The organism is Paenibacillus chartarius (assembly GCF_042432825.1).
Classification (GTDB): Bacteria; Bacillota; Bacilli; order Paenibacillales; family NBRC-103111; genus Gordoniibacillus; species Gordoniibacillus chartarius.
Map to the genome: position 1 here is coordinate 78,071 of NZ_JBHLWN010000068.1, position 19,547 is coordinate 97,617.

A 19,547-nucleotide genomic window follows, 5' to 3' on the forward strand; every position below is an offset into this window, starting at 1 on the left:
TCGAGCAATACGACTGAAGTGATGACGAAGCATGAACAAATTTTAAAATATATCGAAAGCGTCAAGCTGGGCACCAAAATATCCGTCCGCAAAATCGCCCAGATGCTGCAGGTCAGTGAGGGCACGGCGTACCGCGCCATTAAAGAGGCCGAAAATCTCGGGCTCGTATCAACGAAGGAGCGGATCGGCACCGTTCGGGTGGAACGCAAGCAGCGGCAAAATATCGACAAGCTGACGTTCGCCGAGGTCGTCAATATGGTCGACGGGGAAGTACTGGGGGGAGCGGGCGGCCTGCACAAGATGCTGCATAAATTCGTCATCGGCGCGATGCAGCAGGACGCGATGATGCGATATATCGAGCCGGGGAGCTTGCTGATCGTCGGCAACCGCTTCCGGGCTCATCTTGGTGCGCTTGAGCACGGAGCGAGCGTGCTGATTACCGGCGGCTTCGATACGTCCGACGAGGTGAAGGAGCTCGCGGACAAGCTGGAGCTGCCGATTATCAGCTCCAGCTACGATACGTTTACGGTCGCATCCATGATCAACAGGGCGATCTACGACCGGCTTATCAAGAAAAAAATTATGCTGATCGAGGACATCATGGCGGGGGAGGCCGATGTATTCTCGCTAAAGACGACGAGCACGTGGAGCGACTGGAAGAAGCTTCTGGACGACACCGGACACAGCCGATATCCGGTCGTCGACGAGTGGAACCGGGTCATCGGCATCGTGACGCCGAAGGATATGGTCGGCGCAGAGCCGAATCAGACGGTGGACAAGCTGATGACGCGCAATCCGCTCACCGTCACGCCGCATACGTCGGTCGCTTCGGCGGCGCATATGATGGTTTGGGAGGGGCTCGAGCTGCTGCCGATCGTCGATACCAACCGCAAGCTGCTCGGTGTCATTAACCGGATCGACGTATTGAAGGCTCTGCAATATATCCAGAAGCAGCCGCAGAACGGCGAGACGTTTGAAGAGCTGATCTGGTCCGGACTCGAGGAAGGGCGCGACGAGAAGGGAAGGCTTGTGTACCGGGGAACGATCACGCCGCAAATGACGAATCATCTCGGCACCGTATCGGAGGGGGTGCTGACGACGCTGATGACGCAGGCGGCGTATCGGGTTGTGCAGGAGTTCAAGAAAGGCGACCTGGTGATGGACAACATGTCGACTTATTTCATCAAGCCTGTGCAGATCGACTCCGAAATCGAAATACGGCCGACCGTTCTGGAGGTCAGCCGCAAGTTCGGCAAGATCGACGTCGGGATTTACCACGCCGGAGCGCTTGTTTCGAAGGCGATGCTGACGGCCCAGGTCATCGATCAGGGCTGATGCTGTTTCTTCGGCTGCTCGAGCAAGCGGGTATAGATGCCGTGATTGCGAATGCCGGCGAACAGATTGAACAGCCCCAGAAGCAGGCATACGGTCCCGAATACTCTTCGCAGATTGGAATCGTTGAAGAAAAACAACTGGGAGACAGCGATACTGATGAGCATAATGCCCATGGAGATGTTCAGACGCGAATTGTACAGCCCTCGCTTGCCTGGGTCTAGCTCCCGCCGCATGCGAATGCTGAGGCCGATCGAGAGCGCAACGGTAAACACAATGATGCAGAGCAGAATTACTTGAATCGTTAACATAACGGATCACAACACTTTCTATGGAACGGTTTGCTTTTTACTGTAGCGGTTTCCGCTCCAAATTGCAATGAGGGCACATGTGGGTTGGAAACCAAAAAAATCCCTTTTCCCTGCAGCGGAAATCCGCTGGGGAAAAGGGATTGTTCACGAAAAATTAGTACCAGCCTTGCGATGGAGCTGTTTCGTTTTTCTGTTTAAACGCTTTCAATACTGCGTTTTGTTCAGACACGGACAGCGAGGCGACAGACACCGGTTTCGTGCTGCGTTCCGTTTGATTTTGCTTCGCGTTTTTAACGGCATGATACAGATCATTGGACCAAGTAGGTTTCATAGAAATACCCTCTCTTTCAATTTATTTACTATTGTTATACCATGAAATGTGAGAAGGGTAATAGGGGGAATCCTCACTGAAAAGGAAAATAATTACAGTTATTTTCGTGCTTTCTTTTTTGTTTATGAATCTTTGGAGCATCTACCTCATTTATTCCCACTGGCCTTTGAAGATCGTCGTGTCGCCGAATGAACAGGGAGCCTGGGTCATCACCGATTTTTCCTTGAGTTCGAACGTATCTCCCGACGGGCTGAAATATGGGGACCAGATCGTATCCGTAAACGGTATCGATCCTGGGAAGTATTTCTCCGTAATCCGTTGGCGATCGCTGGATCAAGTAGATTCGGTAGATTTGATTCGGAGCGGTACGGTGCCGATCCATTTGGATACGACATCCAGCCCATCCTGGATTCCAGAGGATGTATCCCCGGTAGTCATCGAGCTGCTTTGTCTGGCCGGCGCCGTACTGCTGATTCGTGCTTTGCCGAGGTCGCTCTCGGCCCGTCATCTTGCCTATGTATTTATAAATATCAGTTTAGCTTTTCTGAGCTTTCCGGCTTCCATTCGCGGGGACCCCTTCGGCAAGCTGCTTATCCATGCATCGGTAATGGTATTGCCGATCGTGTTTTTGCAATTTTTGATCGTATTGCTTAACGAGAAGGGCGGGCTAAAGCTTACCTTCAAAGGGAAGCGAGTCGTATGGGGGGCCGTCTCCGCCATTGTGGCACTAATGTCCTTTTATTTTTTTGACAGCCCTTATACCAATACTATCTACAACTTTGTCGTAAGCATGGTCTTTGCATTTTTCATCGTCGGTCTTGTCGTCAATCTCGTTTTCTTATTCGGCATTTACTGGAAGCACCGGCGCAACAGGTCCCATGTCTCGTTAATGGTATCGACGATTTGGTTCGGCATGGCCGTCTCGTTTGCTCCGATCACCTTCTTTTCCTTCTTGCCTGATGTGCTGTTCGGGCAGGAATGGGTGTATTCCTATTACATGTCCTGGTTTATTTTCGTCCTGCCTGTAACGTTCGCATACTTAATCGTGGCCAAGAAGCTCTACGATATGGAACTTATCGTCCGAAGAATTGCGCTGGTGCTGTTCGTTTCGCTGCTGCCGAGCTTTGTCCTGGCTTTGCTGTACCGGCTGCTCCTGCCGGCCGAAACGTCTTGGCGCGGCACGTCTGTCGTATTTCTGATGCTGCTGGCCAGCTTCACCTTCGTTCTGTACTCTTTTGAGTATTTTACGACAAAGCTGCAGCCGCTGCTGTTTCCGCGCAAGCATCAGCTGCAAATCGCCCTGATAAATATTTCGACAAAGCTTCAATCGATATCTTCGTTTCACGATCTGAAAGGCATCATTCTCGTCGATATCGTCTCGACGCTGCAGGTATTCGGCGGAGCGATCGTGTTCAAGTATGACGATGAGTTCGAGACAATCAGCGAAGGAGCGATCGACCCTAGGGAGGCTGAGGCGCTCGTACTTGCAGACGGAGAAGCCGATCAAGAGAACTATTCCCTTATCAAAATTAACCGCAACGAGGAGTACACCAGCTACTTGATTATTTCCCGGAAAATGACGGGGACGCTGCTCAGTACGGAGGAGCTGCAATGGCTGAAGCTGATTACTTCGTATCTTGCGGTAAGTCTCGAGAACGTGTACCTGATCCGGAAGCTGACGATGAAGCTTGGACAGCTGGCTCTGCAATTGCCGAACGAGGATGCGGCCAAGCAGCTGGTTTGGTTCCGCAAAATGATGTTCGATTTGCAGGAGCGCGAGCGTACGCGTATCGCCACCGACCTGCACGACACGACGATGCAGGACTTGTTTTTCCTGAAACAGCGGCTGAATGCCCTGCTTGAGAAATACGCATTTACCGCGAACGACCGCAAGCAGATGGACGGACTGCTCGACTACATCGATATTATCAACGTTAATTTGCGGCAAAGCTGCTTTGAGCTTCATCCGTACATGCTCAAGGAGATCGGCCTTGTTCATACGGTACGGCGGTTGGTCGAATTCGAGGCGCCGGTCTCACCGTTTGAAATCGGCTTCCGGACGGGCGGTGCGGAATTCATTGAACAGCAGGATCTCGATACGAAACGGCACATTTTCCGGATGATTCAGGAGCTCGTCAACAACGCCAAGAAGCATTCCCGGGCGACCCGTATCCGGCTTGAGCTGTATGGCTCTCCTAGTGCGATCCGGATCGAATACGAGGACAACGGCATCGGATTCGATGTCAAGCAGATGGCGGTTGCGGATATCGGTACTTCCGGCAGGGGAATCGATCAGATCAAGAGCCGCATCTTCTCCATGAATGGGAAATTTGAGCTGCAAACATCGACAGGAACGGGCGTTACCTTCATAGTCACAATACCGATAAGGGAAGGAATGACGGCATGATGAATTCGATGAGAGCCATTGTCGTAGACGATCACCCGCTTATGGCGCAAGCCACGAAGCAGCTGCTCGAGCAGCTGGAAGGAATTGAGGTGCTGGGCGTCGCTCACGACGGGAAGTCCGGTTTGGACTTGGTCGTAAGGTTCATGCCCGACCTTGTGATGCTGGATTACCAGCTGCCGGATCAAGAGGGAAGCGATCTTGCCGCTGCGATTAAGGAAGTATCGCCGAAGACGCATGTGGTCATTTTCACAGGAGTCGATGTGTCGGCGCTGATGCACAGGTTCCTGGAGCTGGAAGTGAGCGGTGTCATCTCTAAAGAAACCAAGCATACCACGATCGGGCATATGCTGGCGTGCATCATGGACAACCATTTCGTGCTGCCGCGCAGCTTTACGAAGAGCTTGCTGTCCAATCCCGTGCCTGAGGCCGATTATGAGCTTGCCGAGGAAGAAGTACAGCTCATGAATATGCTCGTGCGGGGAGCTACGCTGGAGCAGATAGCGCAGAAGCTGCATATTAGCAGGCGGTCGGTGGACAACTATCAGCGGAAAATTTTCGACAAAATGGGGGTTCGGCTTCGGGCGCAGGCGATCGAGCGGTTCGTTCACAGCAAATATTATTATGAGGTTGGTGGGGCGGGAAAATGAAGTCAGTCGTTGTGAATGCCTTGTCCGCATTAATTGATGCGCATTTCCCCGATGAGCCCTTGAACGGCTTGCTTCGTGCAGCGGTGAAGCTCAAGCAGGAGGAGCGGTCGATTTGGGGAGAACTGACCGATACGGCTTACCGGATGTTCGGCGGTGCCTCTGAGCGGATTGCACACCGGACCGCGGTGGCGGAGCTTGTCCTGCTTGCCCTGGACATTGTCGACGACCTGCAGGACGAAGACAATGTGAACGCCGTATGGATGCAGTCTCCGCGGGCGCTCGCTTTGAACGCCGTGCTTGCCTTGTACGCCCTCGCTGCCGTCGAGCTGGCGGCCGGGGAGGGGCGCGGAGCGGAAGCGCTGGCGAGCTTCGGGCGAATGCTGGCGGAATCGGTGAACGGCCAGCAGCGCGACATCGATGGGAACATCGGCTCGGAGGACGAATACGTGGAGATGGCCGCACGCAAATCCGGCTCGTTGTATCGGCTCGCCTGCATGCTGGGGTATACGCTTGTAGATCCGCCTCTGGATCCTTCGGTTGTCAGTACGATGGACGAGCTGGCGCTTTGTGCCGGAATGATTGCGCAGCTGGAGAACGATCTGAACGACGTGCTCCGGTTCGACGTCAAGAGCGACTTGCTGGGCCGGAAGAAGACGATCGCGACCCTGTTCCTGCTGCGGGGCAGCGCCGAGGAGTTTCCCGGGCTTCTCGATTATTACGAAGGGCGGATGTCCGTCGAACGGTTCCTGCAGCTGCAGCCGGACATTGCGGCGTATGTGTCCGGCTCCGGCTGCATCGAATATACGCGGGCGATCCAGCACCTCTATCGCGAGCAGGCTGAGCCGCTGCTGGCCCGGCTTCCGGTCAGCGATGCATGGAGAGAGAGGTTCCGCGAATTGTTAAATTTGAACGCATAGAGCGTTGGGGTAAGGCGGCTAATCGTCGATTCCCGAAAGCGTCGGCGTTTTCGTGCTGTCCTTCGCTTTCACATAGTAGGTAAGCTGATTGCCGGATAAGAACAGCGCGTGGACGTCGACCCGGTAATCTTTGCCCTGGACGCCGAAGAACGTTTTGCTGGCGAGCAGTTTCGTATATACGTCCAGATCGTCTTGAATGTCAGCGCTTTTCTTGCCGATTAGAAATTTGAGATCGTTGCGGATCTTCGTTTCCAGTTCCTTCTGCGTGATGCTGTCAAGGGCCGCCTTTCCGTCCTCGGCTACCACCCTCACGTTGATTTTGGCGATTGCCCCCTGAATTTCCCTCTGTTTGGTCGCTCTTCGGTTTTCTTCTTCCAGCTGTGCGACCTTATCCTTCAACGCGTAATTTTGCTCCAGCAGCAGGTTGAACAAATGCTGGTGAATGCTCATGAATACGGCCGCTCCGACGATGCCGCCGGCGATGAAGATGCCGACGGCCTGGAAGAAGCGGGCGTATTTGTCGACCTCCGGCACTCTCATGACGACGTTCCCGACTTGCAGATCATTTGAATGAGCGAGGTGCCCAGCTGAGCGCCGATAAAGGCGGAAATAATGAACAAGATTTGCTTGCCCGCCATCGATACGTGACCTTCCGCAAACGAGTTTTCGATATATCGTATCGGGTCGATCGTTCCGCCGACAGCGGCGACCATCGCCCATATTTTCATTTTTTCGGCCAGATTGAGCATCTGCACGGTAGGCGGCTGCAGCATCAGTACGGAGGCGACGCCGCCCAGCATGGCTCCGCCCAGCACGACGCCGAAGGCTACGAAGAAATTAACGATCAGTTGGCTGATAAGAGGCATACGGCACCTTGCCTTTCGTCTTCCTTGGACTTTTGTTCGTGTGCTGTTCGCAAATTGTTCGCCTTATGGTACAATCATATGAGAAGCTTGTTCAAAACATGACGAAGGGAGCGTGGACGGCATGGGCGAGTTTGTTCATCTGCACGTACACAGCGAATACAGTTTGCTTGACGGAGCGGCGCGCATCGATGCGCTGGTGAAGCGGGCGGCGGAGCTCGGCATGACTTCGCTCGCCCTGACCGACCACGGCGTCATGTACGGGGCGATCGCCTTCTACAAGGCGTGCAAGCAGCGCGGGATCAAACCGATCATCGGCTGCGAGGCGTATTATACGAGCGGTTCCTTGAAGGAGAAGGGCAGCCGGCAGGAGCAGCCGATTTATCATTTGGTTTTGCTGGCGAAGAATGAGACCGGCTATCGGAATTTGATGAAGCTTGTCTCGATCGGGCATCTTCAGGGCTTTCATTACAAGCCGCGCATCGATGCGGAGGCGCTCGCGCAGCATGCGGAGGGGCTCGTATGCCTGAGCGCTTGTCTCGGCAGCGAAATTTCTCAGCACCTGCTGTATGACCGGCGTGACGAGGCGCTAGCGGCGGCCCTGCGCTACAAGGCGATTTTCGGTGACGATTTCTATTTGGAAATCCAGGACCACGGCATGATGGAGCAGAAGAAGGTCATGAAGGCGATGATCGAGCTGAGCCGTGAGACCGGCATTCCGCTCGTAGCGACGAATGACGTGCACTACGTCGAGGAAAGCGATGCGGCGATGCAGGACGTGTTGATCTGTATCGGTACGGGCTCAACCGTAGATGATGAGGACCGCACGCTGAAGCCGCTGACGAACCAGCTGTTTTTGAAGAGCGCGGAGTCGATGCGCAGCTTGTTCGCGCACGTTCCCGAAGCGGTGGACAATACGGTGCGCATCGCGGCATCGTGCGAGCTGGAGCTGACGTTCGGGAAGTCGATTCTGCCGCAGTTCCAACCGCTGCCGGATGGGCTCGATGCAGCCGCTTATTTGCGCGAGCTGTGTGTGCGCGGGCTGGAGGAGCGGTATGGAGCGCGCGAAGATTGGCACTCTTCGGGAGCCCCTTCCGCCGGGGCCGGCTGCAGCTGCGAGGAGCACGGCGGCTCCGCGGCCGGCGGAGCGGAAGCCGAAGGCGGCTTTCGCCGGGAAGCGGAGGCGCGGCTGGCGTATGAGTTGGATGTAATCGAGCGGATGGGGTATTCGGATTATTTTCTGATCGTGTGGGATTTCATCCGGTTCGCTCATGAGCAGGGCATTGCGACAGGGCCGGGGCGTGGCTCGTCGGCGGGAAGCCTGGTCGCTTACGCCCTGAAGATTACGGATGTCGATCCGCTGCGGTACCGGCTGCTGTTCGAGCGGTTTCTGAACCCGGAGCGGGTATCGATGCCGGATATCGATATCGACTTCAGCGACGAACGGCGCGACGAGGTCATCGATTATGTGATGCACAAATACGGGGCCGAACGAGTGGCGCAGATTATTACGTTCGGCACGATGGCGGCCCGTGCTGCGGTGCGCGATGTGGGCCGCGCTCTGAACGTGCCGTACGGCGAAGTCGACCGGGCCGCGAAGCTCATTCCGCATTCGCTCGGCATTACGCTCGAGGAGGCGATGAAGGCCGTACCGGAGCTGCAGGCGGCGGCCGCCCGTTCGGCAAAGACGGCCGAGCTGCTGGAGATGGCGCGCAAGGTTGAAGGGATGCCGCGCCATGCGTCGACGCATGCGGCCGGCGTCGTGATTTCGCGCGAGCCGCTGACCGAATATGTACCGCTGCAGGAAGGCGCGGTACAAACGCCGCTGACGCAATATACAATGGAGCACCTCGAATCAATCGGCCTGCTCAAGATGGATTTTCTCGGCTTGCGGACGCTGTCGATCATCGAACGGACACTCGGCTGGATCGAACGCGAGCATGGCGTGAAGCTGCGTCTGGACCAGCTTGATCTGGACCGCGACGATGCGACGTATGCAGTGCTGAGCAGGGGAGATACGACGGGGGTATTCCAGCTCGAGTCGGCGGGTATGCGGCGGGTGCTGCGGGATTTGCGCCCAACGTGCTTCGAGGATATCATTTCGGTTCTGGCCCTGTACCGGCCGGGACCGATGGAGTTCATTCCGCAGTACATTCAAGCGAAGCACGGCGCCGTTGAGGTTGTCTATCCGCATCCGACCTTGGAGCCGATTCTGCGGGATACGTACGGTATCATCGTATATCAGGAGCAGATTATGCAGATCGCCTCCACGATGGCCGGCTTCCGGCTCGGCGAAGCGGATTTGCTGCGCCGGGCCGTATCGAAGAAGAAGCGGGAGGTGCTCGACGAGCAGCGGGCCCATTTCGTCGCCGGAGCACTCCGTCAAGGGTACGGGGAGACAGAGGCGAATCTCGTCTACGACATGATCGTTCGCTTCGCGGATTACGGCTTCCCGCGCGCCCATGCGACGGCTTACGGCGTATTGGCGTTTCAGACGGCGTATTTGAAGGCTCATTACCCCGTAGCCTTCATGGCTTCGATGCTGACAGCCGTCATGGGCAACCACCGCAAGACGGCGGAATACGTCGACGAATGCCGGCGGATGGGCATCCCCGTGCTGCCGCCCGACGTTACGTCAAGCGGCGTCACGTTTACGCCGATTGCCGGCGGCGAGGGGCATTCGCCGGGCATCCGATTTGGACTGGCCGCCGTCAAGAACGTAGGCACGCAGGCGATCGAGGCGATCATGCGGGAGCGGAACAAAGGGCCGTTCGAAAGCTTGTTCGACTTTTGCCGCCGCGTCGATCTGCGGGTGTGCAACAAGCGGGTGATCGAGTCGCTCATCTATTGCGGCGCCATGGACGAGCTGCCCGGCAATCGGGCCCAGAAGATCGCAATGATCGATTACGCCGTCGACGCCGCTCTGAAATACCAGAAGGACCGGGACGAGCTGCAGCTGTCGCTGCTCGGCTTCGAAGAGACACCGAATTGGGACATCAGCTTCCCGGAGATGTCCGACGTGTCGTCGACGCAGCGGCTGGAGTGGGAGAAGGAGCTGCTCGGCATGTACGTATCCGGCCACCCTCTCGATGCCTATGCGCAGCTGCTGGAGGAGGCGCGGCTCGATATGCTGCACGACTTGGCGGATTATCCCGACAACAGCGACGTGCTCGTCGCCGGTATGGTTGTCTCCAGCAAAACGATCGTCACGAAGAAAGGACAGGCAATGGCGTTCGCCGAGGTCGAGGACCGAATCGAGAAGACGGAGGTCGTCTTGTTCCCCGAGCTGTGGAAGCAGGCTGCCCCGCTCGTTGCCAAGGGCCGGCTTCTGCTGATCCGGGCGAAGCTGCAGCTGCAGGACGAAGGCTTCAAGCTGCTGGCGGAGCGCATCGCCGATCTCTCGGGACCGGGAGCGGAGGCGCTGCTGCGGAGCTGGAAGCCCGGGGCGCCTGCAGGAAACACCGCCATGTCGGGAACCGAAGGCGCTTCACGGAGGCAGGCTGCACCGGCGGCGACCAAGGCCGCCGAGTCTGCGCCGGCCGTCGGCAAGCCGCGGACGGCGCGCGAGCAGCGCGTTTTCGTCAAAATATCCCCTGACCGCGAAGAGCCGCAGCGGCTGAAGAAGCTGCAAGCGCTCCTGCAGCAGCATGCCGGACCGCTTCCTGTCGCACTGTTCTACGAGCGGACGCAGCGAGTCCTGGGGCTCAGCGACCAGTACCGGGTCAAACCGACGGCTGAGCTCATCCGGGCTATTGAGGCGATCATGGGCGACCAATCGGCCCGCGTGAAATAATTTCACACTCGTTATCGTACAAGCGGAGCATTCGGGCAGAGCTGGGCCTGGCGAGCGGCTCCGCTATGAAACATATTTCGAGCTTCCTGTTCATACGTATGGTAGAACCGGCGGCAGCCGGCATCACTCTACGTATGAACGAGGAGATGAACGCATGAAGGGCCATCCGATTGAGGAGCTATTGAACAAACGCGGCGTTACGGTTGAACAAATTGCGGACATTGTATACAAGCTTCAACATCCTTATAACGATGAGCTAACCAAGGATGCATGCCTGGAGAGCGTCTATGCGGTGCTGAGCAAGCGGGAAGTGCAGTACACCCTGTATACGGGAATCGCTTTGGATGAGATGGCGGAGCGAAAGCTGCTTCCTCAGCCGCTGCAGTCGATCATGGAAGCCGACGAATCGCTTTACGGCGTGGACGAGACGCTGGCGCTCGGCATCGTGCACGTTTACGGCATGATCGGGCTGACCAGCTTCGGCTATTTGGATAAGGAGAAGATAGGGATTATCCGCACGTTGAACGATCACAAGCAGGCGATTCATGTATTCCTGGACGATCTTGTCGCAGGGCTTGCAGCGGCGGCATCGGCGCGAATCGCTCACCAAAATCCGAAAGCGGTCGAATATGAAGGGATTTCGCCTAACGACGAGCATTGAGCAGCTTCCGAAGCTGCTCTTCTTCAACGTGCGTCGTTTAGCTTTGTTGCGGGTAAAAGCGACATTGTGCTATGATGATTCTATTGTGTGTCCAAGCATAATTCGCTGAAAGCCGCATAGGAGGATCGTTTATGTGGACGGTAATTTATATCGCACCGACTGCCAAAATTGCCGATCGCATCAAGACGAAGCTTTCGGAGGAGGGCTTCCTTGTTCAGGTTCGCCCCATTAGCCTGACGAAGAACCAGTTCGAAATTTTGGTACCGGAGGGCGAGCTCGAGGAAGTTCAGGAAGTACTCAATTCAATTTTACATAGATAACGCCAACGCCAAAGCTCGGACTTCATTCGCTTCATCGTTACTACTACTCTATAGCCGGTGAGGTGTACCTGTGTTAAAAGATCTGTTTCACAAGCGTAAGTACGCGACAATTCCTTCTGAACGAGTAGAACGCCCGGAAAGGGCCAAGCGCGACATCCCGGAAGGACTCATGAACAAGTGTCCGAAGTGCGGAAACATTCAATACAGCAAAGAACTTGAGAAAAATTTGAAGGTGTGCTCCTCCTGCGGCTACCATTTCAAGCTGAATGCCATCGAACGGGTTCAGATGACGCTCGATGACGGCCGAATCTTTGAGTATGACACGGATATCGTGTCCGAAGACCCGCTCGGTTTTCCGGACTATCCGGACAAGCTGCGCAAGGCGACCGAAGGAACCGGGCTGCGGGACGCGATTATCACCGGCGAAGGAACAATCGGAGGCTTCCCCGTCGTTATCGGCGTCATGAGCTTCGACTTTATGGGCGGTTCGCTCGGCTCCGTCGTCGGCGAGAAAATTGCGCGGGCCGCGGAGATGGCGCTGCAGAAAGGCTATCCGCTGCTCATTTTCTCGACCTCGGGCGGGGCGAGAATGCAAGAGAGCATCTTGAGCTTGATGCAGATGGCGAAGACGAGCGCGGTGCTGACCAAGCTCCACGAGAAGGGCATCCTCTACGTGTCGGTCATTACCGACCCGACCTTCGGCGGCGTGTCGGCAAGCTACGCGATGCTGGGCGATATAATTATCGCCGAGCCTAACGCATCGTTCGGATTTGCAGGCCGGCGCGTTATTGAACAGACGATCCAGCAGAAGCTGCCGGATAACTTCCAGACCGCGGAGTCGAATTTTCAGCAAGGCCAGTTGGACAAGGTTGTTGCCCGCAAGGACTTGCGGACTGTGCTGACGAAAATCCTCGATATGCACACGATGAAAGGGGACGCGGCGTATGGCGAATGATTTGGCCTTCGAAAAGCCGTTGATCGAGCTGCGTGCAACGATCGACGAGCTGAAGAAAATCAGCGAAGATAAGCATATCGACTTCTCCGAGGAAATTCGCCGGTTGGAAATGAAGTACCGGGAAATCGAGAACGAGTTGTATGCTGTCATGTCGGCGGCCGAGCGGATGCAGATTGCTCGCCATCCGGCGCGTCCCACGACAATCGATTACATTCAAGCGATTTGTACGGATTTTGTCGAACTTCACGGCGATCGGCTGCATGGCGACGATTTGGCTATTGTCGGCGGCATTGCCAAGCTGAACGGCATACCTGTTACTGTAGTCGGACATCAAAGAGGCAAGGACACGAAGGACAACATCACCCGGCATTTCGGCATGCCTCATCCCGAGGGCTTCCGAAAAGCGCTGAGACTGATGCGGCAGGCGGACAAGTTCCGCCGGCCTATCGTGACGTTCATCGATACGAAGGGGGCATACCCCGGCAAGGCGGCGGAAGAGAGAGGACAAAGCGAGGCGATTGCCCACAATTTGTTCGAGATGGCTTCGTTCCGCGTCCCGATCATTTGCATCGTTATCGGTGAGGGCGGCAGCGGCGGCGCACTTGCGCTCGGTGTCGGCAACCGTGTATTAATGCTGGAAAATGCGATCTACTCGGCGATTTCGCCGGAGGGCGCAGCCTCCATTATATATAAAGATTCTTCGAAGGCGCTGGAAGCTGCAGAAGCGATGAAAATCACCGCGGCGGATCTGGAAAGACTCGGCGTCATCGACGGCATCGTCCCCGAGCCGAAGGGCGGCGCACACCGCGACCATGCGGCGCAAGCGGAGCTGCTGAAGGAACATATTGTTCGTCATTTGACCGATCTAATGACGCTAAGCGAAGATCAGCTTCGTGAAGACCGTTATAATAAATTTAGAAAGATCGGCCGATTCACCTATACCCAGGAGGGAAACCATGCGTAAAACGAAGATTGTATGTACTATCGGACCTGCCAGTGAATCTGTTGAAAACCTGAAGAAATTGATGGTCGCGGGGATGAACGTCGCTCGCCTGAACTTCTCGCACGGCGATTTCGAGGAGCACGGCAACCGGATCAAAAATATTCGCCAGGCGTGCGCCGAAACCGGGAAAACCGTGGCGATTCTCCTTGACACGAAAGGTCCGGAAATCCGCACCGGCAAGCTGAAAGTAGACGCTGTCGAGCTTGTACAGGACAATGAAATTACGCTCACGACGGAAGAAATTTTGGGCGACGAGAACCGCATTTCGATTACGTATCCGGAATTGCCGAAGGATGTCCAGATCGGCTCGACCATTCTGATCGACGACGGCCTGATCGGGCTGAAGGTTATCGACTTGACCGACACGGAAATCAAGTGCAGCATTACGAACGGCGGTACGCTGAAAAGCAAGAAAGGCGTTAATGTACCTGGCGTCAAAGTATCTTTGCCGGGCATCACGGAGAAGGATGCAAACGATATCGTATTCGGCATTCAGCAGGGCGTCGATTTCATCGCTGCATCGTTCGTACGCAAAGCGAGCGACGTATTGGAAATTCGCCAGCTGCTCGAGCAGCACAATGCATCCCATATCCAGATTATTTCCAAGATTGAGAATGAAGAGGGCGTCCAAAATCTCGACGAAATTCTCGAGGTTTCCGACGGTCTCATGGTTGCGCGCGGTGACCTCGGCGTAGAGATTCCTGCCGAAGAGGTTCCGCTCGTTCAAAAGCAGATGATCAAGAAATGCAATCAGGCCGGCAAGCCGGTCATTACGGCAACGATGATGCTTGACTCGATGCAGCGCAATCCTCGTCCGACGCGTGCCGAAGCGTCCGACGTGGCAAACGCCGTATTCGACGGCTCGGATGCCGTCATGCTGTCCGGCGAAACGGCCGCAGGCAAATATCCGGTGGAGTCCGTTCAAACGATGGCGCGTATTGCCGAGAAAGCGGAATCTGCGCTGGATCATAAAGAAATGTATATTCGCCAAATGAGCTTCCAGCAGAAGAATGTAACGGAGGTCATCTCGCAGGCGGTCGCCAATTCCGCTCTGGAGCTCGATGCACGCGCCATTCTGACGCCGACGGAAACGGGATATACCGCCCGCATGGTTTCAAAATACCGGCCTAAGGCACCGATCATCGCGATTACGCCGAACGAGCAGGTGATCCGCCGCTTGAGTCTCGTATGGGGCGTTGTGCCGATCTCGGGCGTCGAAGCGAAGACGACGGACGAGCTGTTCGATCTGGCTGTAGAGAACAGCGTGAAGTCGGGCCATATTAGTCTCGGCGACATCGTTGTGATTACGGCTGGAGTTCCTGTCGGCCGCTCCGGTACGACGAATCTGATCAAGGTTCATCAAGTTGGCGAGATGGTAGCCAAAGGTCAAGGGATCGGTACGCAGACGGCTACAGGCAAAGTCGTCATTGCCCGCACGCCGGAAGAGGCGAACGCCAAGATGACTCAGGGAGCTGTGCTGGTTACGGTTTCGACCGACCGCGATTACATGCCTGCATTCGAGAAAGCGTCGGCCGTTATTACGGAAACCGGCGGTATTACTTCGCATCCGGCAGTTGTCGGTCTGAGCCTGGGCATTCCGGTTATTGTCGGTGTAGACCAGGCGACAGAGCTGCTGAAGGAAGGCATGGAAGTGTCGATTTACCCGGAGGTCGGCGTGATCTATTCCGGACGGGCGAAAGTCCTGTAAGAGGCTAGCGTATAAATAAGGGCTGCCCGCTGTACAAGCGGCGGCTCTTTTTTTATCCATTTTTATAAACCGATGGAGGTGCAGCTGTGAGCTATTCGTTTACGTTCCGGGTCCGCTACCAGGAAACCGACCGTATGGGAGTAGTGTACCATACGAACTATATCAATTGGTTCGAATGGGGACGTACGGAGCTGATCCGCGCTTGCGGTTATCCGTACGAGCGAATTGAAGAACAGGGACTTTTGCTTCCGGTGCTGGAGGTAGGCGCCCAATTCAAGCAGGCGGCCAGGTATGATGAGTGCGTCACGGTGTTCACGAAGGTAACCGCTTGTACGGGAGTCCGGCTCGAATTCGAGTATGAAATCAGGCGCGGCGAAGCCGATCCGGAAGGTTTGCTCTTCGCGACAGGATTTACCAAGCATATGTGGGTAACTAAAGAGTGGAAGCCGGCACGATTGGAGCGGCATCTTCCGGAGCTGCACCGCATGCTGCAGGAACGATTCTAAGAATTTTACATAACGTTAACAAAACTCGAATAAATTTACGAAAAATTAATAAATATTTACAAAAACATTCGTTGTCGAGTGAAATATTGAATAGTACAATTATATCGACTATTATGTCGAAAGCTGGTATCCATGGCGGAGGGTTAACATGACGGAATCTCAAGCTTCACATACGACGAAAGAAGGCGCATCCATTTACTTCAACCGCGATTTGAGCTGGATTGAATTCAATTGGCGTGTGCTGGAAGAAGCTCAAGATCCGAGCACGCCGCTCCTGGAAAGAATGAAATTCCTGTCCATCGTATCATCGAATTTGGATGAATTCATGAGCGTGCGGGTAGCAGGCGTCAAGGATCAGATGAAGGCTGGATATACAAAGAAGGATTTTACCGGTTTCACACCTGCCGGGTTGTTCCGGCGCATTATGAAGCGTACCGCGAGGCTCGTCGCCGAGCAGTACAAATCGTATCGCGACATCTGCCGGCAGCTGGCGAAGGAAGGCATCGTCTTCGTCGATTACAACGGTCTGAATCAAAGCCAGAAGAAGGCGATGGACGCTTATTATCACGATATTATTTTCCCGGTGCTGACGCCGATGGCCGTCGATCAGAGCCGTCCGTTTCCGCTTGTTCACACCCAGTCGGTCTATCTTGCCGTCGTGCTGGAGCGCGAGGGGCAGACGAGCGAGGACGAGCCTTATTTTGCCATAGTGCAGGTGCCTTCGAATCTTTCCCGTATCATTCCCGTGCCGGCTAGGGCGAACAGCAAGAAGCAGGAGTTCATCTTGATCGAAGAGCTGATCAAAGAACATATTCAATCGCTGTTCAGCGGGTATACGCCGATCGCGGCACATACGTTCCGGCTGACGCGCAATGCCGACTTGACCTTGAACGAAGAGGGCGCGGAGGATTTGCTGGAGGAGATTGAGAAGGAGCTGCGCCGCAGGCGGTGGGGGGCTCCGGTGCGGCTTGAAGTTCAGGAAGATATGCACCCGTATGCGCTGACGCAGCTGCAGGATGAATTCGAGATCGATGAGCACGTATTTATGATCAACGGACCGGTCGATTTAACGTTCTTTATGAAGCTGGCGGGACAAATTCGCGGCTTCGATCATTTGCGCTACCCGTCGATTGATCCGGTGTATCCGGCCGAGTTCAAGGATTCCGAAGATTTCTTCGAGGTGCTGCGCCAGAAGGACGTGCTTGTTTATCATCCGTACGAATCGTTCGACGCCGTAACCGATTTCATCGAGCAGGCCGCGAACGACTCCCAAGTGCTAGCTATCAAAATGACGCTGTACCGCGTTAGCGGCAATTCGCCGTTAATCAGTGCCCTTGCCCATGCCGCGGAGTCGGGCAAGCAGGTGACCGTCGTCGTTGAGCTGAAAGCGCGATTCGATGAAGAGCGCAATATCGCATGGGCGCGCAAGCTGGAGAAGTCGGGCTGTCACGTCGTCTACGGTCTGGTCGGATTGAAGACGCATGCGAAGATCACACTCGTCGTGCGACAGGAGCAGGATATGCTGCGCAGATATGTACATGTCGGTACGGGCAATTACAATGACAGTACCGCGCGGCTGTACACCGATATCGGTCTGTTCACCTGTCACCCGGTCATCGGCGAAGACGCATCGGCTTTGTTTAACGAAATTACCGGCTACTCTGCACCGCACAATTGGCAGGCGATCGCCGTCGCTCCGACGAACCTGAAGGACGCTTTAATCAGCCTCATTCACCGGGAAGCGGAGCATGCCAGAGCCGGACGGCCGGCGCGAATCATCGGGAAAATGAATTCGCTCTCCAACCAGCAAATGGTCGACGAGCTGTATGCGGCCTCCCAAGCCGGAGTCAACATCGACTTGATCGTCCGGGGCGTTTGCTGCTTGCGTCCGGGCTTGGAAGGGATATCCGATCGAATTACGGTGCGCAGCATCGTCGACCGCTTTCTGGAGCATTCCCGCATCTACTATTTCGAGAACGGCGGTCACCCGGAAGTATTTATTTCAAGCGCCGACTGGATGACAAGAAATCTCAGCCGCCGAATCGAGCTGCTGTTCCCGGTGTTTGACCAGCGTCTTCAACGCATATTGATTCAAATCCTGCAGCTATCGCTGGAGGATAACGTAAAAGCCCGGCGTATGCTGCCGAGCGGTCTTTACGAACCTATTCAAGTTGAAGACGGAACCATGCATCGAAGCCAGTTCGAGGCGATGAACATTAAACAGTGGAAGAAGCTTCTGAAATAACGTCGATCTCAAGCTTGGCATTCCAGGCTTTCTGAAACTCTTTCTCCGCCGCGGCTGCTTCCATAAGCTCCAGCCGAGGCCAGTCTTTGCAGTGAAGACGCAGTCTTACCGCTTTGGTATCGGCGGCTGCCGATACGTGTTCGACCAGCTGGGTTTCGCTCTTATCGAGCGCTACGGCGACTTGAAGCAGCGTGCCCAGCTTGACAATCATCCCTTCGTCGGATTCCGAGACAATGTCCCTGAACTGCAGGAGCATCTGACGGGTCCGGCTTTTTGTTTTATAGGAAGCGATCAGCGCGCAGAGCAGCGTCTCCCGGTGCGACAAGCCGTCGATACGGGTATAGGCGATCATGTAGAACGTATGCCGGGTGTACTGATAGTAATTTACAGCCGATCCGAGTCGGTATAACCGGGCTGCGACGGATAGCAAGCGTCTGGCCGTATCGTCGCCGCCATGCTGCGGAAACAAGTCGTCGAACAGCTTGAGGGCGATGCGTTCGACTTGCTTCGCATGCTGAAGCGGAATGAAGGAATGCAGGGCTAGCTGGTTGTTCACGCTGTGCTCCAGCACATCGTCGACGATCGGCCGTTCAGGCCGGATCATTTCGTAAAACAAGCCGTCCCGCAAACCTGCGCCGCTGACAATGTACTTTTTCGTTTGGAGCAGTCCGAACAAGGTATGAAGAATGAGCAGGCCAGGTACGATGATATCGGCTCGATCCTTCGACAGGCCTTCGATTTTTTTGCGCTTCTCGTAAGTAAGCGACGGGAGCCAGTCCACCAGCTCTTGAACGTTTTCGGGGTAAAGGTGATAATTGTGCGCCTGATTGAACGAGTATTTGCGCCGCTTCTGATCGAGCTTGCCGAGCGTCCTGACCGTACCGCCCAGACCGATGAGAGGCAGCCCCGGATTCGCCGTCATCCAGGGGTGCGCGGCGGCGGCTTCCATCACCATCGCCCGAATCGTTTGGATTTGTTCGGAGGTGACGTCGCCGTCCTTCGTATGCATCCGGCACGTATTGACGGCACCGAACGGAAAAGAAACGCTGTGCCGGACGCGGCGGTTTTGGAACAGCGTTACTTCCGTGCTGCCGCCGCCGATATCTACAATAAAACCGTCCTGCACCGCCATGGTGTTGATAACGCCTTGAAAGCCGAGGCGGCCTTCATCTTCTCCGCTCAATACTTCGATGGAGAGGCCCGTCCTTAAGCGGAGCATTTGGACCACCGTCGCCGAATTGGCTGCATTGCGAATAGCGGCTGTCGCAGCGGCTCGGATGCGAGTTACGCCGGATGCGCTGCAAATCGTGCGAAACCGGCTCAGGATGGGAATGATGTCAGCGACATCCTTTTCTTGAAGAATTCCGTCGGATCCGATTCTTTCGCTAAGACGCGCCGATTCCTTCCATTCGCCGACTACGCGGTGCGCGCCCTGCTCGTTATGCGCGACGATGACCAGTCGGATGGAGTTGGATCCGATATCGATAATGCCGATTCGGCTAGTTATGCTCATGCGGTAATCTCCTTGTTTCACTAGTGGCTGTGGAA

17 protein-coding genes are annotated in these 19,547 nt (G+C 55.4%); 12 read left to right on the forward strand and 5 right to left on the reverse strand.

What is annotated here, in order from left to right:
* Window positions 1-21: 21 nt before the first annotated feature.
* Entirely contained in the window at window positions 22-1,335 is a 1,314-nt protein-coding gene (locus ACFFK0_RS16890; protein ID WP_377471478.1) for a DRTGG domain-containing protein, read from the forward strand.
* On the opposite strand, the gene ACFFK0_RS16895 is transcribed toward ACFFK0_RS16890, so the two are convergent.
* Both ACFFK0_RS16895 and ACFFK0_RS16900 read right to left on the reverse strand, forming a co-directional pair.
* On the reverse strand, window positions 1,326-1,643 hold the full coding sequence (locus ACFFK0_RS16895) for a YtpI family protein (protein ID WP_377471444.1): 318 nt from the start codon (window positions 1,641-1,643) through the stop codon (window positions 1,326-1,328). The genes ACFFK0_RS16890 and ACFFK0_RS16895 overlap by 10 nt on opposite strands.
* A gap of 154 nt (window positions 1,644-1,797) precedes the next feature.
* The gene (locus ACFFK0_RS16900; RefSeq protein WP_377471445.1) at window positions 1,798-1,974 is read right to left on the reverse strand and encodes a hypothetical protein; all 177 of its coding nucleotides are present in this window, start codon (window positions 1,972-1,974) and stop codon (window positions 1,798-1,800) included.
* 124 nt (window positions 1,975-2,098) lie between these two features.
* Between ACFFK0_RS16900 and ACFFK0_RS16905 the strand changes: the two genes are divergently transcribed.
* From ACFFK0_RS16905 to ACFFK0_RS16915, 3 genes are read left to right on the forward strand one after another with little or no spacing between them, the layout of a single operon-like run.
* The gene (locus ACFFK0_RS16905) at window positions 2,099-4,381 is read left to right on the forward strand and encodes an ATP-binding protein (protein WP_377471479.1); all 2,283 of its coding nucleotides are present in this window, start codon (window positions 2,099-2,101) and stop codon (window positions 4,379-4,381) included.
* Window positions 4,378-5,028, forward strand: coding sequence for a response regulator transcription factor (locus ACFFK0_RS16910; protein WP_377471446.1), 651 nt, complete (start codon window positions 4,378-4,380; stop codon window positions 5,026-5,028). The genes ACFFK0_RS16905 and ACFFK0_RS16910 overlap by 4 nt, the downstream gene beginning before the upstream one ends.
* On the forward strand, window positions 5,025-5,945 hold the full coding sequence (locus ACFFK0_RS16915) for a polyprenyl synthetase family protein (protein WP_377471447.1): 921 nt from the start codon (window positions 5,025-5,027) through the stop codon (window positions 5,943-5,945). The genes ACFFK0_RS16910 and ACFFK0_RS16915 overlap by 4 nt, the downstream gene beginning before the upstream one ends.
* Window positions 5,946-5,963: 18 nt before the next feature.
* Here the strand turns inward: ACFFK0_RS16915 and ACFFK0_RS16920 are convergent, their stop codons facing one another.
* Together ACFFK0_RS16920 and ACFFK0_RS16925 are read right to left on the reverse strand one after the other, a co-directional pair.
* A complete protein-coding gene (locus tag ACFFK0_RS16920; protein ID WP_377471448.1) occupies window positions 5,964-6,485 on the reverse strand; it encodes a sporulation membrane protein YtrI in 522 nt (173 codons plus the stop codon).
* Entirely contained in the window at window positions 6,482-6,811 is a 330-nt protein-coding gene (locus ACFFK0_RS16925; protein WP_377471449.1) for a YtrH family sporulation protein, read from the reverse strand. The genes ACFFK0_RS16920 and ACFFK0_RS16925 overlap by 4 nt, the downstream gene beginning before the upstream one ends.
* A 121-nt stretch (window positions 6,812-6,932) precedes the next feature.
* Here ACFFK0_RS16925 and ACFFK0_RS16930 point away from each other — a divergent pair, with 121 nt between their 5' ends.
* The 8 genes from ACFFK0_RS16930 to ACFFK0_RS16965 all read left to right on the forward strand — a co-directional run bounded on the left by ACFFK0_RS16930 (window position 6,933) and on the right by ACFFK0_RS16965 (window position 17,999).
* Window positions 6,933-10,601, forward strand: a complete 3,669-nt coding sequence (locus ACFFK0_RS16930; RefSeq protein ID WP_377471451.1) for a DNA polymerase III subunit alpha — start codon at window positions 6,933-6,935, stop codon at window positions 10,599-10,601.
* Window positions 10,602-10,755: 154 nt separating this feature from the next.
* On the forward strand, window positions 10,756-11,262 hold the full coding sequence (locus ACFFK0_RS16935) for a phosphatidylglycerophosphatase A family protein (protein WP_377471452.1): 507 nt from the start codon (window positions 10,756-10,758) through the stop codon (window positions 11,260-11,262).
* Between the two features lie 131 nt (window positions 11,263-11,393).
* Window positions 11,394-11,582, forward strand: coding sequence for a glutamate decarboxylase (locus ACFFK0_RS16940; protein WP_377471454.1), 189 nt, complete (start codon window positions 11,394-11,396; stop codon window positions 11,580-11,582).
* A gap of 70 nt (window positions 11,583-11,652) precedes the next feature.
* Window positions 11,653-12,537, forward strand: a complete 885-nt coding sequence (gene accD, locus ACFFK0_RS16945) for an acetyl-CoA carboxylase, carboxyltransferase subunit beta (RefSeq protein WP_377471455.1) — start codon at window positions 11,653-11,655, stop codon at window positions 12,535-12,537.
* Window positions 12,527-13,501 (forward strand): acetyl-CoA carboxylase carboxyltransferase subunit alpha, encoded by a 975-nt coding sequence (locus ACFFK0_RS16950; RefSeq protein WP_377471456.1) that lies wholly within the window; start codon window positions 12,527-12,529, stop codon window positions 13,499-13,501. The genes accD and ACFFK0_RS16950 overlap by 11 nt, the downstream gene beginning before the upstream one ends.
* Window positions 13,494-15,248, forward strand: coding sequence for a pyruvate kinase (pyk, locus tag ACFFK0_RS16955; protein WP_377471457.1), 1,755 nt, complete (start codon window positions 13,494-13,496; stop codon window positions 15,246-15,248). The genes ACFFK0_RS16950 and pyk overlap by 8 nt, the downstream gene beginning before the upstream one ends.
* Before the next feature lie 86 nt (window positions 15,249-15,334).
* The gene (locus tag ACFFK0_RS16960; RefSeq protein WP_377471458.1) at window positions 15,335-15,754 is read left to right on the forward strand and encodes an acyl-CoA thioesterase; all 420 of its coding nucleotides are present in this window, start codon (window positions 15,335-15,337) and stop codon (window positions 15,752-15,754) included.
* Between the two features lie 148 nt (window positions 15,755-15,902).
* On the forward strand, window positions 15,903-17,999 hold the full coding sequence (locus tag ACFFK0_RS16965) for an RNA degradosome polyphosphate kinase (RefSeq protein ID WP_377471459.1): 2,097 nt from the start codon (window positions 15,903-15,905) through the stop codon (window positions 17,997-17,999).
* Here ACFFK0_RS16965 and ACFFK0_RS16970 read toward each other — a convergent pair.
* Window positions 17,971-19,512, reverse strand: coding sequence for a Ppx/GppA phosphatase family protein (locus tag ACFFK0_RS16970; protein WP_377471460.1), 1,542 nt, complete (start codon window positions 19,510-19,512; stop codon window positions 17,971-17,973). The two genes, ACFFK0_RS16965 and ACFFK0_RS16970, sit on opposite strands and share 29 nt — an antisense overlap.
* Window positions 19,513-19,547: the final 35 nt, after the last annotated feature.